The sequence below is a fragment of the Marinobacterium iners DSM 11526 genome (assembly GCF_900107855.1).
In the GTDB taxonomy this organism is placed as follows: Bacteria; Pseudomonadota; Gammaproteobacteria; order Pseudomonadales; family Balneatricaceae; genus Marinobacterium; species Marinobacterium iners.
Map to the genome: position 1 here is coordinate 1 of NZ_FNRJ01000007.1, position 14,719 is coordinate 14,719.

At 55.1% G+C, this 14,719-nt stretch carries 14 protein-coding genes and 1 rRNA gene; 9 read left to right on the forward strand and 6 right to left on the reverse strand.

All coding sequences use genetic code 11. The features are described 5' to 3' along the window. The first annotated feature begins 114 nt into the window (after positions 1–114). Positions 115–230, forward strand: a 5S ribosomal RNA gene (gene rrf / locus BLV48_RS09095). Between the two features lie 158 nt (positions 231–388). Here rrf and pyrE read toward each other — a convergent pair. Beyond that, positions 389–1,036 (reverse strand): orotate phosphoribosyltransferase, encoded by a 648-nt coding sequence (gene pyrE / locus BLV48_RS09100; protein WP_091826235.1) that lies wholly within the window; start codon positions 1,034–1,036, stop codon positions 389–391. A gap of 169 nt (positions 1,037–1,205) precedes the next feature. Between pyrE and BLV48_RS09105 the strand changes: the two genes are divergently transcribed. After that, positions 1,206–1,979 (forward strand): exodeoxyribonuclease III, encoded by a 774-nt coding sequence (locus BLV48_RS09105; protein ID WP_091826237.1) that lies wholly within the window; start codon positions 1,206–1,208, stop codon positions 1,977–1,979. A gap of 39 nt (positions 1,980–2,018) precedes the next feature. Here BLV48_RS09105 and rph read toward each other — a convergent pair whose 3' ends face one another. Beyond that, positions 2,019–2,789: a ribonuclease PH gene (gene rph / locus BLV48_RS09110; RefSeq protein WP_277987736.1), complete on the reverse strand. Its 771-nt coding sequence runs from the start codon at positions 2,787–2,789 to the stop codon at positions 2,019–2,021. 95 nt (positions 2,790–2,884) lie between these two features. Here rph and BLV48_RS09115 point away from each other — a divergent pair, with 95 nt between their 5' ends. After that, on the forward strand, positions 2,885–3,748 hold the full coding sequence (locus tag BLV48_RS09115) for a YicC/YloC family endoribonuclease (protein ID WP_091826239.1): 864 nt from the start codon (positions 2,885–2,887) through the stop codon (positions 3,746–3,748). A gap of 3 nt (positions 3,749–3,751) precedes the next feature. On the opposite strand, the gene BLV48_RS09120 is transcribed toward BLV48_RS09115, so the two are convergent. Both BLV48_RS09120 and BLV48_RS09125 read right to left on the reverse strand, forming a co-directional pair. After that, positions 3,752–3,904 carry a DUF2256 domain-containing protein gene (locus BLV48_RS09120; RefSeq protein ID WP_091826241.1) on the reverse strand — a complete coding sequence of 51 codons (153 nt, stop codon included), beginning with the start codon at positions 3,902–3,904 and terminating at the stop codon, positions 3,752–3,754. Next, positions 3,882–5,933 (reverse strand): deoxyribodipyrimidine photo-lyase/cryptochrome family protein, encoded by a 2,052-nt coding sequence (locus BLV48_RS09125; RefSeq protein WP_175527632.1) that lies wholly within the window; start codon positions 5,931–5,933, stop codon positions 3,882–3,884. The genes BLV48_RS09120 and BLV48_RS09125 overlap by 23 nt, the downstream gene beginning before the upstream one ends. Positions 5,934–6,290: 357 nt before the next feature. Between BLV48_RS09125 and BLV48_RS09130 the strand changes: the two genes are divergently transcribed. The 6 genes from BLV48_RS09130 to spoT all read left to right on the forward strand — a co-directional run bounded on the left by BLV48_RS09130 (position 6,291) and on the right by spoT (position 12,452). Continuing rightward, positions 6,291–7,310 carry a TRAP transporter substrate-binding protein gene (locus BLV48_RS09130; protein WP_091826245.1) on the forward strand — a complete coding sequence of 340 codons (1,020 nt, stop codon included), beginning with the start codon at positions 6,291–6,293 and terminating at the stop codon, positions 7,308–7,310. Between the two features lie 60 nt (positions 7,311–7,370). Beyond that, positions 7,371–7,943, forward strand: a complete 573-nt coding sequence (locus BLV48_RS09135) for a TRAP transporter small permease (protein ID WP_091826246.1) — start codon at positions 7,371–7,373, stop codon at positions 7,941–7,943. A 37-nt stretch (positions 7,944–7,980) separates the two neighbouring features. Continuing rightward, positions 7,981–9,264, forward strand: coding sequence for a TRAP transporter large permease (locus BLV48_RS09140; protein ID WP_091826248.1), 1,284 nt, complete (start codon positions 7,981–7,983; stop codon positions 9,262–9,264). Positions 9,265–9,351: 87 nt separating this feature from the next. Further along, positions 9,352–9,978, forward strand: a complete 627-nt coding sequence (gene gmk, locus BLV48_RS09145) for a guanylate kinase (protein ID WP_091826250.1) — start codon at positions 9,352–9,354, stop codon at positions 9,976–9,978. A gap of 56 nt (positions 9,979–10,034) precedes the next feature. Next, a complete protein-coding gene (rpoZ, locus tag BLV48_RS09150) occupies positions 10,035–10,247 on the forward strand; it encodes a DNA-directed RNA polymerase subunit omega (RefSeq protein ID WP_091826252.1) in 213 nt (70 codons plus the stop codon). 81 nt (positions 10,248–10,328) lie between these two features. Further along, the gene (gene spoT, locus BLV48_RS09155; RefSeq protein WP_091826253.1) at positions 10,329–12,452 is read left to right on the forward strand and encodes a bifunctional GTP diphosphokinase/guanosine-3',5'-bis pyrophosphate 3'-pyrophosphohydrolase; all 2,124 of its coding nucleotides are present in this window, start codon (positions 10,329–10,331) and stop codon (positions 12,450–12,452) included. A 20-nt stretch (positions 12,453–12,472) separates the two neighbouring features. Here the strand turns inward: spoT and ggt are convergent, their stop codons facing one another. Together ggt and BLV48_RS09165 are read right to left on the reverse strand one after the other, a co-directional pair. Then, positions 12,473–14,215: a gamma-glutamyltransferase gene (gene ggt / locus BLV48_RS09160; protein WP_091826255.1), complete on the reverse strand. Its 1,743-nt coding sequence runs from the start codon at positions 14,213–14,215 to the stop codon at positions 12,473–12,475. After that, positions 14,212–14,697: an asparaginase domain-containing protein gene (locus BLV48_RS09165; RefSeq protein ID WP_091826257.1), complete on the reverse strand. Its 486-nt coding sequence runs from the start codon at positions 14,695–14,697 to the stop codon at positions 14,212–14,214. Before BLV48_RS09165 ends, ggt begins: the two co-directional genes overlap by 4 nt. Positions 14,698–14,719: the final 22 nt, after the last annotated feature.

A 14,719-nucleotide genomic window follows, 5' to 3' on the forward strand; every position in this document is an offset into this window, starting at 1 on the left:
CGATTATCGGCTCGAAAGAGCACCGATTGAACGCTTGTAGCAACAACACAGACAATCAGAGCAACGTGACATATAAGCACGAGGCTCAATCAGATCCGGTTTGTACCAGTTTCGCCTGGCGACCATAGAGACGTGGAACCACCTGATCCCATACCGAACTCAGCAGTGAAACGCGTCATCGCCGATGGTAGTGTGGGGCTTCCCCATGTGAGAGTAGGTCATCGCCAGGCACTTAATACCAGAAACCCCGGTCTCGTTGAGGCCGGGGTTTTTGCATTGGGGCGAAGCACAGGCAGGCGCCAGACAAAAGAAAGGGCCCGGCGCATTCCCTGCGGCGGGCCCTTTCTCTGACTTTCCTGTCACTGAGCTTGCGAGAGCTCAGTTGTACTCAGTCTTTGATACCATATTCGGCACGATAGGCTTCAATAGCCGACAACTCCTGTTGCATGTTGCCTTGTTCATGCAGGTACTGCACTAGATCATCAAGACTGATAATACTGATGACCGGCATGGCGTAGTCACGTTCCACTTCCTGAATCGCAGATAAATCGCCTGTGCCTCGCTCCTGTCGGTCCAGAGCAATCAGTGTTGCGGCAGGTGCTGCACCGGCCTGTTCAATGATTGCCATTACCTCGCGAATGGCTGTGCCAGCCGTTATTACATCGTCGATGATTAAAACACGGCCTGTAAGCGGCGCACCTACCAGGTTACCACCTTCACCATGATCCTTGGCCTCCTTGCGGTTGAATACGTAAGGGATATCGAGATCATATTCATTGGCCAGGGCCACGCAAGTGGCGGCTGCCAGAGGAATACCCTTGTAGGCAGGGCCAAGCATCACGTCGTATTCAATGCCGGCATTCTGCAGTGCTGCAGCATAGAAGCGGCCAAGCTGAGCCAAGGCAGATCCTGTATTAAACAAGCCTGCATTGAAGAAATAGGGGCTCTTACGACCTGACTTCAAGGTAAACTCGCCAAAGCGAAGAACCTCTTTTTTCAAGGCAAAGTCGATAAAATCACGTTTGTAGTCGAGCATCTTTTTCTCCGCATGCAGGTGAGTGTGGCGCTAATAATACCTGCTGGGGCTGTTCCCATCCACGAGAAGGCCTGTAGAAAAATTTCAATTTCCGGTGCGCAGCCGGTACAATTCCGCTTTGACCTTCCATCCCAGATTCGTTCGAATACGCTCACGGGGCAAAGACAGTATGCGTGTTATTACCTTCAATACTCAGGGTATTGAACAGGCAGCAGATAATGGCTTTTTTGACTGGATGGCCCAGCAGGATGCTGATGTGGTGTGTCTGCAGAATCTCAAGGCAAAAGAGTACCAGCTTGATGGTGATCGCTACCATCCGGATGGATATCATGCGTATTTTTTTGACGCTTTCGAAGATGGCTTCAGTGGTGTAGCCATCTATACACGGCATCTGCCGAAGGCGATCATGACTGGTCTTGGCTTTGAGCAGTGCGATTTCAACGGTCGCTTTATTCAGGCAGACTTTGATAAGGTCAGCGTCAGCTCGATGACCATCCCTTCCGGTCTACGCAGTGAAGAAGCTCAGGCAGGAAAAATGGAGTATTTGGAGCTGCTCATGGGGCACCTGAAGAAAACGCTGCGAAAACGCAGAGAGTTTATCTTCGCTGGAACCTTCAATATTGCCCACAGACCAGTCGACCTGAGCAATTGGTATGTTAATCAGCGAGTTTCGGGCTTTCTCGCAGAAGAGCGGACCTGGATTGAAGAGGTCCTGGATGAGATGGGCTATGTCGATGCTTTCAGGGAGGTTAATAAAGCTGAGCGACAGTTTACATGGTGGCCCGACTATAACCGTGCCTGGTCGCTGAACGAAGGTGCGCGTTTGGATTATCAGATTACAACGGCAAACCTGCGCAAGGTTGTAAAAAATGCGCGGATTTACCGTGACCAACGGTTCTCGGAGCACGCGCCCCTGACAATCGATTACGACATCGATATCTGACAGCATCAGCCGCCGGCCGTGAAACCGGCGGCTTGCTGTTCAGCCTGCCAGTGCCTGCTTTTGCAGTTCAACCAGCTCGGAAATGCCCTTGCGAGCCAGATCCAGCATTGCGTTCAGCTCCTCCTGAGAGTAGGGGGCACCCTCTGCGGTTCCCTGCACTTCAATGAAACCGCCCGCTTCAGTCATGATGACGTTCATGTCCGTTTCCGCTGCTGAGTCTTCGGCATAGTCCAGATCCAGCACTGCTTCACCTCTGTAAATACCCACGGATACGGCAGCGATCATCTGCTTGACGGGGTTACCCTTCATGGCGCCGTTTTTGTCCTTCTTCAGTACGTTAATGGCATCCATCAGGGCCACGCAGGCTCCGGTAATTGAAGCCGTGCGCGTGCCGCCATCCGCCTGAATGACATCACAGTCTATAGTGATAGTGTTCTCGCCTAGCTTTTTAAGATCAAGCGCTGCCCTGAGGGAGCGACCGATCAGGCGCTGAATTTCAATGGTACGACCTGTCTGCTTGCCGCGGGCGGCTTCGCGGTCGGAGCGAGTGTTGGTTGAGCGGGGTAGCATGCCATATTCGGCGGTAACCCAACCTGAGCCACTGCCGCGAAGGAAACGTGGAACACCGCGGTCCACAGTAGCGGTACAGATCACCTTGGTATCACCAAACTCCACCAGAACAGAACCTTCTGCGTGGCGAGTGAAATTGCGGGTGATGCGTATATCACGCATCTGATCCGCTTGTCGGCCGCTTGGACGCATTTTGTTCAGCCCGAGGTTCTGTATCTGTTCGGAGAAGCTGGAACTCATGTTACCTACCCTTGGTCGCTGTCATGGCCCGCGCAGGACTGGCCGATGACTGTTAAAATGGATCAGGTAGCAATTCTAATAGAGATCGCCTGATTATGACACGAAGCATGACCGCCTTTACCCGCCAAGAGCAGCAACAATCTTGGGGGACCCTCATTTGGGAACTGCGATCGGTGAATCATCGCTATCTGGAGCCGCATTTCCGTTTACCGGAATCCTTGCGCGATATTGAGGGCAAACTTCGTGAACAGCTGCGTCAGCTGTTGAGTAGAGGCAAGGTAGAGTGCACGCTGCGCTTCATTCCGGAGCGTAGTACTGAGTCGATGCACATTGATCAGGTGCGTGCTCAAGAGGTCATATCAGCGTTAACCCAAGTCAGCGAGTTGATCCCAGAGTCGCAGCCGATCAACCCTATGGAGGTAATGGCTTGGCCTGGTGTGCTGCAGGAATCAACGATCGATATGTCAGAGGTCAGGGCCCAGGCAGTGCTCTTGTTTTCACAGGCGTTGAAGGATCTGATTGTCGGACGTGAGCGTGAAGGCACTGAACTGGCCGAGCTGATTCAGCAGCGGCTTACTGCCATTGAGCAGATTACGTCGGACGTACGTACCCTGATGCCGAAGATCCTGCAGGGACAGCGTGACACTTTGCGTTCCCGGCTAACGGAGCTTAGTGCAGAGTTGGATGCCGCGCGCCTTGAGCAAGAAATTGTATTAATTGCGCAGAAGGCGGATGTGGATGAAGAGACTGACCGCTTGCAGACACATGTGCAGGAGGTTCGCCGTGTGCTAAAACAACAAGGTCCAGTTGGACGGCGGCTGGATTTCCTGATGCAGGAGCTGAATCGGGAGGCAAATACACTGTCTTCCAAGTCGATAGTCGCGGCCACTACGCGCAGTGCGGTAGAGCTGAAGGTTCTGATCGAGCAGATGCGAGAACAGATCCAGAATATCGAATAAGCCTCAGCTGCTTTTGTCGACAGGGTGTTTGCGGTTGCGTCTGCAGCGTTCGGAGCAGTAGACCACTTCATCCCAGCAGCGCGCCCACTTGCGTCTCCAACTGAACGGGCGGTTGCAGCCACGACAGATCTTCTCAGGCAGATGCCTTTTGTGCATGTTTGCGTCCTGTCGGTTTGCCGGGGTTGCGAACATGCCGACGCAGCAGGCGGCGGGCTTCGGTCTGTACTTCGGGCCGGTTACGCCACTGCCACAAGCGCTCACGGGCAGCGGCAGCCGTGGTCTTCAGTTCAACCAGCGGGGCAGGATAATCAGTACCGATGTGCAACTGAAACATCTGCTCCTCCATCGGTGTCATTTCCCAGGGAATGTGCAGTAGATCGTCAGGTAGTCCATTCAGTTCGGGAACCCATTGACGGATGAACATGCCGTTCGGGTCTTGCTCTTGCGACTGCAGAACCGGGTTATAGATGCGAATGGTATTGATCCCGGTAACGCCCGCCTGCATCTGGAACTGGGGGTAATGAATGCCGGGCTCGTAATCGAGAAACAGTCTGGCCAGTGGCTTCACGCCCCGTTTCCAGTCAATGTTGAGCTGGTGGCAGAGAAAGCTCACCAGCATGGCACGCATGCGGAAGTTGATGTAACCGGTTGCGTGTAGACAACGCATGCACGCATCAACCAGGGGGTAGCCAGTCTGCCCATTGAACCAGGCGTTGAAATCAGCCTCGACCTGCTCATCATGTCGATAGGGAAAATCCAGATAGGCCTTGTTGACCGGACGAAACTCCATGGCGCATTCGGTTTCGAATTTCTGAATGAAATGGCCGCGACATACTCCTTGCCACGAAACTCGAAGAACTCGTTCAACCAAGCCTGTGCTGCGCACTCTCCACCGGATTGATTCGTGCATGAAGCGCCAGTGACGCAGGCTCAGATGAGGGTTCTGCAGTTGAGATGACGAACCCAAACAGGCCAGTCGGCGGCGTCGCGGCTGTCGAGAGCACTGCTGGCGGTTTCCGGCGCCAACACCGGCAATATACTGCCAGTTGCCCCAGTTGCTGGCCACATCGTGGTCAATCAGTTGCTGCTGGAACCAGGCCGCACCGTAGCGCCAGTCGATGTTGAGCTCGTTTACCAGACAACTGGCGGCAATCTGACGCCCACGGTTGGAGATAAAGCCGGTGACGTTGAGCTCACGCATACAGGCATTGACCAGTGGCCAGGGGGTCGTGCCCTGGCACCACCGCCTGAAACGTTCGGGATAAAAGCTGGTCAGGGGTGTCCGTGTGGCTATGCCACTGCGTGCGAACAGACGCGCCCGGTGCTTGAGTGCATACCACTGGAAATACTCGCGCCAAAGCAGTTCAAAGCTGATCCAGTAGGTTGACTCGTTGCTGCCTTGTGCCTGCTCGTAGGCTTTCAGTCGACTCAGAATGCGACGTGGCGACAGGCAGCCATTGGCTAGCCAGGGACTGAAACGGGTGCTGTTGCTCCAGCCCTGAAGCGCATTACGGGTCTGTTTGTAAATCGAGGCATGAGACTGGCTGAAATAGTGCTCCAGGTGTGCCATGGCCTCGGTACATCCGCCACGAAAGGCAGTGTCCCGCAGCTCCATAGATGGCATCAGAAGCATACCCCCGGGCAATCCATGCGGAGGGGGTGGCAATGCCGCAGGGGCGGAAACCGCGCTGGTGGGATCGGGTCCGGCTTCAAGTTGATGGCGAAAGGGTGTGAACTGGTCTGGCAGCTGTGTCAGTGTAAAGGGCAGCTGCTTCGGGCTGAACAGGGTATGACTGCAAACTAACAGAATCTCAATCTCGGTCAGGGCGGCCCGGACGCGGTTGATCTGTCGCTGTTCGTACAGGCCAACCTGTTCGCTCACCACCAGTCGTTCGGGCTTCAGTTCGCGCACCAGCCAAAGCAGTTTTTCAACCGGGTCACCCTCCAACAACAGCAGTCGCTGACCCTTGAGTGCCAATGCATGATCCAGCTGCAGCAGGCTTTGCTGGAGAAACGCTCTGCGATGCCTGCCCATGGGCAGGCTCTGATAGCGATCAGGTTGCCGCCATTGGTTGTCCAGACAATAAACACATACAAGCTCCGTACTGTCCTCAACGGCCTTGAGCAATGCCGGGTTGTCGTCCAGTCGCAGATCCTGGGTTATCCAGTAAAGTGTAAGGCTCACTGTATGTTCTCCATCCAAAGCCTTGTTCTGTACGAAATGGCACCCAAGTCAGATCCGATACAATGAGGAACGAAACGAAAGTTGTGAAAATTACGCCATTGTTCGATGGAATTTTATTTCTTTAAAAAGAACGCAATTAGGTTTTTTGTTGTTTTTTAGTTAAGTTTTTGCCGATTTTTCGCGGTTTTTTGGGTGGGGGTATGGGCCTCTCAAAAGAGGGGGCCTGTTTTTGCGTTAAGATGCTTAGATGTGCTAAGTATTTAAAAAGGAACTATTCTGTAACGGGAGCGGCGGTGCCTCGAACCCATAATCTGGCCGAGCACTCGTTTTGCGAACCCTGGATTGGAGACCAAAATCATGCACAAGCTCAAGACACTGGTAGGCGCCTGTACGGTGGCTCTGGTAACACTCGGAACGGCCGCTACAGCTCAGGCGGCAACTTGGCGATACGCTTTCGAGGAGGCCATTACCGATGTACAAGGTGTCTATGCCACCAAGTTCAAGGAGCATATCGAAGCCAACTCCGACCACAATATCCAGCTGTTTCCCTACGGTACGTTGGGGGAGTCTGCCGATACCATGGAACAGGCCCAGGCAGGACTGCTGCAGTTTGTTGATCAGTCTCCGGGTTTTACCGGCTCTCTGATTCCCGAAGCTCAAGTGTTCTTCATTCCCTATCTGTTGCCGGAAACTCATGAAGCACTGGACAGTTTTTTCCGCAACAGCAAGGCGATCAATGAAGACTTCAAGGAAATCTATGCACAGCATGGCCTTGAATTGCTGAAAATGTTTCCCGAAGGTGAAGTGGTCATTACCACTCAGGAACCGTTTGAAAAGCCAGCTGACCTTAACGGCGTCAAAATCCGTGTCATGACCAACCCGCTGTTGGTGGAGTCCTACAAGGCATTCGGTGCAACGCCCACTCCACTGGCCTGGGGTGAGGTGTATGGCGGATTGCAGACCAACATCATCCAGGGACAGGAAAACCCCTTGTTCTGGGTTGAGTCAGCCAAGATGTATGAAGTCAGTGACGTGATTACCTTTACAGGCCATAACAACTTCACCACTGCCGTGATGGCCAACAAGCGCTTCTTTGATGGACTGCCAGAGGCTGATCAAGCCCTGATACATGAAGCGATGGACGTGGCGTTCGACCATATCATGGAGTACCAGAAGGGGCTCAGTGAACGGTCACTGGAGAAAATTCTTGAGCAGAAGCCCGAGATTGAGGTCGTGCGCCTGACAGAGGAGCAGCGCGCGCCTTTCCGTGCCGCAGCCAAAGAGGTTGAAGCCAAATACATCGAAATGACAGGCGACAGCGGCAAGGCCTTGCTGGAGCAGTTCAAGCAGGATCTGGAAGCGGCAACCGCTGAATAACCGTGATGAACAAGGGAGGGCCTTGGCTCTCCCTTGGCTGATCGCTGAGTGGAGGGCTGGATGTCCGCTGACACTGATATATCGAGTAAGCCTGTTTCAGCTCTGCCCGGACCTCTCGGGTATCTGGATCGCTGGCTTGGGCGTGCCGAGGCATTCATTCTGGGTGCCGGAGTGTTGCTGATGGCACTGAATACCGTCGCGAATGTGGTTGGGCGGTTTGTATTTCAGCACAGCTTCTTCTTTACCGAAGAAGTGAACCGCATTCTGATCGTCATGATCACCTTTGCGGGGATTGGCTATGCCGCACGCCATGGGCGTCACATTCGCATGTCGGCCCTGTTTGATGTGCTGCCGGCGGGCGGCAGACGTTGGCTGATGATGCTGATTGCGCTGGTGACGTCGCTGGTAATGTTTGCACTGGCTTTCTTTTCCATTCGTTACATCGGTTCGGTAGCCAGTTCCGGACGGGTGCTTTCATCTTTGCAGGTACCTGTATGGTGGATTTTTCTGTGGGTGCCAGTCGGACTGAGCGTGACCGGGGTTCAGTATCTGCTGACGGCACTTAAAAATTTGGTTTCCTCTGATGCGGTGTATCTATCGACAGAAGTGAGAGATGGGTATGACCGCAACTGATGCTGTATATGGTGCCACTACGGAAGGGAGTCGATAGATGACCGCCATTATGGTCAGTACCATGATCGTGCTGTTGCTGCTTGGATTTCCGATGATGATTCCGCTGATAGTTGCGGCTTTCATCGGTTTTTACAGCATGTTTGGCGGCTTTGATCAGATGGATTTCATGATCCAGCAGTTTATGGCCGGCATTCGTCCTACCTCCCTGATCGCAGTTCCCATGTTTATTCTGGCTGCGGACATCATGACCCGAGGGCACTCGGCTGATCGTTTGATCGATATGGTGATGAAGTTCATTGGCCACGTACGGGGCGGGCTGGCGATCAGCACAGCGACCGCCTGCACCCTGTTCGGAGCTGTTTCCGGCTCAACACAGGCAACCGTAGTCGCCGTCGGCTCCCCTCTGCGCCCTAAAATGCTCAAGGCAGGCTACAAAGACAGCTTCGTGCTGGCGCTGATCATCAACGCCAGCGATATCGCTTTCCTTATCCCCCCCAGCATCGGCATGATCATCTATGGTGTGGTATCCAACACCTCAATTTCTGAACTGTTTATCGCAGGTGTCGGGCCGGGTTTGCTGATTCTTGGCATGTTTGCACTTTACAGCTATATCTATGCCTGCATTAACCGAGTGCCCACAGAGGAAAAGGCCAGCTGGCCCGAGCGCTGGCAGGCCGTGCGCAAAGCGATTTGGCCCTTGGGCTTTCCGGTCATCATTGTGGGCGGTATCTATGGCGGTATATTCAGCCCGACCGAAGCGGCAGCTGTGTGTGTCCTCTATGCCGTAATCCTCGAATTCATCGTGTTCAGGGCTCTCAAACCCGCTGAGCTGTACAAGATTGCCAAGTCGACCGGTCTTATCACGGCGGTTGTGTTCATTCTGGTGGCGGCCGGAGCGGCCTTTTCCTGGATCATCTCCTTCGCGCAGATACCCCAAACCATTATCGCCTCACTGGGGCTGGCCGATGCCAGCCCTACAGGGGTGCTGATCGCGATCTGTATAGCGTTTTTTATCGGCTGCATGTTTGTCGATCCGATCGTGGTGATTCTGGTACTGGTGCCGATCTTTGCCCCGCTGGTCGCTTCGGCAGGGCTTGATCCTGTGCTGGTTGGGGTGTTGATTACGCTGCAGGTGGCCATTGGTTCGGCTACCCCGCCGTTTGGCTGCGATATATTCACCGCGATCGCCATATTCCGGCGTCCCTATATTGAAGTGATCAAAGGCACTCCTCCTTTTGTCTTCATGCTGATACTGGCTGCGGCTTTGCTGATCATCTTCCCGCAGATCTCTCTGTTCCTGCGTGACCTGGCGTTTGGCTGAGGGTATTGGAAGCAGGGTGCTGGGTCAGTCTGGAGCTGCGTGCTATAGTTTCGGTTCGCAATCAGGATGACATCGGGACAACAGGCAATGACTCAGCTCGCAGGCACACTGTACATTCTTTCGGCTCCCTCTGGCGCTGGCAAGACCAGCCTGGTCAAGGCTCTGCTGGAGCAGGACCCCCAACTGGTGGTATCGGTATCCCATACCACCCGGGCAAGGCGTCCTGGTGAAGTGGGTGGCCAGGATTACAATTTTGTCAGCATGGATGCATTCAACGAGCTGATCGAGCAGGGCCAGTTTCTTGAGTATGCCGAAGTGTTCGGCAACAAATACGGCACCTCCCAGCAGTGGGTGCGTGAGCAGCTGGCTGCAGGGCAGGATGTAATCCTTGAAATTGACTGGCAGGGTGCCGAGCAGGTCAGGCGTTTGATGCCCGAAGCGGTAACGGTTTTCATTCTGCCTCCCAGCCGAGCCGCTCTGCGTGAGCGACTGACCAACCGGGGTCAGGACAGTGATGCCATCATCGCCGGACGGATGTCTGCTGCAGTAAGCGAAATGAGCCACTACCCGGAGTATGACTATCTGGTGATTAACGACCGGTTCGAAGTTGCACTCGATCAGCTTGCCAGTCTTTTCAAGGCACGGCGGTTGCGGCAGGAGGTGCAGCAGCAGTTGCAGGCTGAACTGCTGAGTGAGCTCTTGTCTGAACGCTGAAACCCCCGTAGACTTATCGGTCTTTTCTCTGGCTCCAACCCTGTCTGAGGTCCGCAATGGCACGAGTAACCGTTGAAGATTGTCTGGAAAATGTCGAAAACCGTTTTGAATTGGTGATGATCGCATCCAAGCGTGCACGCCAGATCGCAGTTGGCGGCAAGGACCCCAAGGTCGATTGGGAAAACGACAAGCCCACCGTTGTTGCCCTGCGTGAAATCGCTGAAAAACTGGTCGATCGCAGCGTGCTGGATGAGCAGGTACAGCGCTGATCTTTCCCCCGCACGCGTAATACGGCATCATCAGGGTATATGGCTGGCCCAAGTGCCAGCCTTGGCCTGACGGAGTGATAGATGCCGACCATTGATGCCCTTTCACATCGCCTCGAAGAGTATCTGACACAGGATCAGATTGCTCGGGTGCGTCGCGCCTATTTCTATGCCGAGCAGGCCCACGATGGTCAGCGCCGTAAAAGCGGCGAACCCTATGTGACTCATCCACTGGCCGTAGCCAATGTACTGGCCGGGATGCACATGGACCATCAAAGCTTGATGGCGGCCATGTTGCACGATGTAATCGAAGATACCGAGATCGAATATGCGGGCATTGAGGGGCAGTTCGGCACCTCTGTAGCGGATATTGTCGATGGCGTCTCCAAGCTGACCCATCTGGAGTTCGAGACCAAGGCGGAAGCCCAGGCCGAGAATTTCCAGAAAATGGTGTTGGCGATGGCGGAAGATATCCGCGTCATTCTGGTCAAGTTGGCAGATCGGCTGCACAACATGCGTACCCTCGGTGCCATGCGGCCTGACAAACAGCGTCGTATTGCCCGCGAAACCCTCGATATTTATGCACCCATTGCCGCGCGTCTGGGTATGCGAGACCTGCAGGTTGAACTGGAGGATCTGGCATTCCAGTCCTATTACCCGATGCGAGCCAAGCGCATTCGGCGAGCGGTGGTGCATGCGCGCGGACAGCGCAAGGACATCATTGAACAGGTGCGAGAATCGATCCAGGCCCGGCTGGATCAGGAAGGGCTCAGCGGAAGTGTATCCGGTCGCGAGAAACACCTCTACAGCATCTATCGCAAAATGAAGGTACAGCGTAAGGCGTTCGCCGACATTATGGATGTGTTTGCCTTTCGGATTGTGACCGGCAGCGTTGATGACTGTTACCGTATTCTGGGGGCCGTGCACAACCTGTACAAGCCGGTACCGGGTTGCTTCAAGGATTATATTGCCATTCCCAAGGCCAATGGTTACCAGTCGTTGCACACGGTGCTGTTTGGCGCCCGGGGCATGACCATCGAGGTACAGATCCGTACCAGTGACATGGATGCGGTCGCCAGCCAGGGGATTGCCGAGCACAGTCATTACAAGGTCAAGGGTAGTACTGAAAGCGCACTGGGTTCTTACAACCGTGCTCGTAAATGGGTACAGGGGCTGCTGGAGATGCAGCAAAGTGCCGGTGACTCGATGGAATTTATCGAGAGCGTGAAAAAAGACCTGTTCCCGGACGAGGTCTACATCTTCACCCCCAAAGGGCGGATTTTGGAGTTGCCGCGTGGCGCAACACCGGTCGACTTTGCCTACGCCGTGCATACGGACGTGGGTAACTCCTGTGTTTCCTGCCGTATCAACCGTCGCCTGGCGCCACTGTCGGAACCTCTGGAAAGCGGTCAAACGGTCGAAATCATCACTACGCCGCGGGCCCAGCCGAACATGGCATGGCTCAATTTTGTGGTGACCGGCAAGGCACGCACCAGCATCCGGCACTTTCTGAAGAATCAACAACGCAATGAATCGATCGAATTGGGGCGTCGACTGTTGAGCCAGTTTTTGGGCAACTACGGTGCAAGCCTTGATGACATTGACCCTGATCAGTTGGCACAGCTGCTGGACGAGGCTGAGTTCAAGCAGCTGGATGACCTGCTGGAAGATATCGGCATGGGCAACCGCATGGCGTATGTGGTAGCGCGCCGTCTGCGCCCTGCCGAGCATGTTGAGCAGGACCCAGGGTTGACTGAACAGGGCCGGCCTCTGGCTATTCGGGGTGCTGAGGGGATGGTCATGCAGTATGCCCGCTGCTGCCACCCCATTCCCGGAGACAGCATCATCGGGCATATCAGCAGTGGTCGTGGGCTTGTGGTACATCGTACCGACTGTCGCAACATAGGTTACCTGCGTGATAACCCCGAAAAAACCATCTATCTGGAGTGGTCAGCACCACAAAGCAACGAAGAAGAATTTGTGGTCGGGCTTTTCCTTGAGGTTGAATCCCAGCGCGGCATCATTGCCAACCTGGCGACGGCCGCTGCCAGTATGGGTGCCAACCTGCTTAAAATCGACAGTGGCGAGCGTGATGGTCAGCTGTTCAGCGTGAACATGGAGCTGACGGTTTACAACCGTGTGCACCTGGCACGGGTGATTCGCAAGCTGCGCAGCCTGCGTTCAGTCAATCACATAAACCGCCAGTAAACATATGGCTGGCTGATAGTTCAGCGTCCCAGTGCCTTTCCCTCGCGGCGCGGATCGACCCCCGACTCCCAGCGACCATCGGACCGTTGACGAATGGCGTGTACTCCGCTGTTGAGTTCCCGAATGCTTACGCGATGCCCCATATCCCTGAGCTCGAACAGCAGTTGCTCGGCGGAGGTGGCTTCCTCCAGTTCGGTATCGCCGTTACGGTTACTTATATTGGGCTGGTAGAGGATATCCTGCAGTGACATATCGGTATGCAGCATCAGCAGGAGAGTTTGTGCCACATAGTTGATGATACGACTGCCACCAGGAGAGCCGAGCGCAGCGATCGGGCGATTATCGGCGTTGAATACCATCACCGGTGCCATTGAGCTGCGTGGGCGCTTGCCTGGTTCAACCCGGTTAGCCACTGGCACGCCGTTGATCTCGGGGATAAAGGAAAAGTCAGTGAGCTGATTGTTGAGCAGAAAGCCCCCTGCCATCAGGGTCGAGCCGAATGCCATCTCAATACTGCTGGTCATCGACAGCAGGTTGCCATATCTGTCTCGAATGACGAAGTGGCTGGTTGACGGCAACTCGGGCGAGCGGTCATCGGCACGGGTCAGTTCCACTGGCTGGCCTGGCTGGGCCTGCCCCATGTCGTGCTCAGAGCTGATCAGGCTGGCGCGCTGGCGCAAGTATGTGGGATCGAGGAGCGCCGCTGTTGGGACCTCCACAAAGTCCGGGTCAGCCAGGTAGCGACCCCGGTCGGCATAGGCCAGGCGGCTGGCCTGGGTAAACAGATGAGCAAAGCCACTACTGTCGTGAGGCAGTGCAGCCAACGGAGTGTGCTGCAGCAGGCCCAGTATTTGCAGCAGCGTCACACCACCCGAAGTCGGTGGTGGAAAGCCACAGACACGGTATTCGCGATAGGGCAAACATATCGGCTTGCGTTCCCGTGCAACATAGCTCGCCAGATCCGTTCGGCTGATCATGCCCGGGTTGTCTTTAGCCTCGGATATGCTGGTTAGAATCTGGTCTGCAATAGGACCGTGATACAGGGCGTCCGCCCCTTGGGCGGCGATCAGTCGCAACGATTCGGCCAGTTCAGGGTTACGCAGCAGAGCTCCGGCAGGCAGCGGCGCACCGGAGTGGTCAAAAAAGTACTGGCGACTGGCCGCATAGCGATCCAGCCCGGGATTGACTCTGTCTGAGATCAGTTTGTGTAACCGGTTACCGATATGGAACCCCTGCTCGGCACGGGCAATGCTGGCGTCAAACAGCACCGACCAGTCCAGTCTGCCATGGCGCTGATGGGCCAGTTCAAGCATCCGCAATACTCCCGGAACCCCAACTGAGCGCCCGCCAACAAGCGCTTCATGCCATGGCATAGTGCTACCGTCAGATTGCAGGAAGAGATTTTCAGTGACGTCAGCCGGGGCGGTTTCACGGCCATCATAGGCGTGCAATGTTTGGCTGGACTGGTCCCAGTAGAGCAGAAAGGCACCGCCACCAAGGCCAGAAGACTGGGGCTCGACCAGGGTCAGCATTGCCTGAACAGCGATGGCTGCATCCACAGCGGTGCCGCCCTGGCGGAGCATATCAAAGCCCGCTTCAGTCGCCAGTGGGTGAGCCGTGACCACCAGCGAATCCTCAGCGATGACGCGCTGGGGGTGTTGCCAGCCGGTAGCGCTTTCCGGTGCGATCGACTCATCAGCGGCCCAGAGGAAAGGGATCTGCAAAGCCAGCAGGGTGATAATTGCTTGGCGAAAAATGCTCATGTGGACACCTGAAATTGTCCGGCTGCACGATTCTTGATGGTGTGCTCAGGGTTGAAAACACGTCCGTTCATAAAGATGTAGACCCCCGCAGGCAGCGTCTGGGCCAAGGCCACGGCTCCTCCCAGATTGAAGGCCGCATCACTGTCGCGAAATCGGGCCGGTTGCATGGCGCCGGTGAGGACGATGGTGCGGTCATTCAGCGCCTGCAGGGCACGGGCTGTATCAACCATGGTGTCGGTACCGTGTGTAATGACGATATGTCGGCAGGTATCGGCTTCAATATGGTCACGAATCAGCGCCCGGTCATGTGCATCCATTTCAAGGCTGTCCTTGCGCAGCAGGCTTTCGATGCTGTATTGGCAACTCACACCGGCCTGTGCCAGCAGTTCTGTCGCCGCCGGCTCACCGATATGATAGTCACTCAGTGCATCGTAGTAGACCTTGTCGATTGTGCCCCCGATTGTCAGAATCTTGATCTGCATTGGATGCCTGTAGCCTCTATTT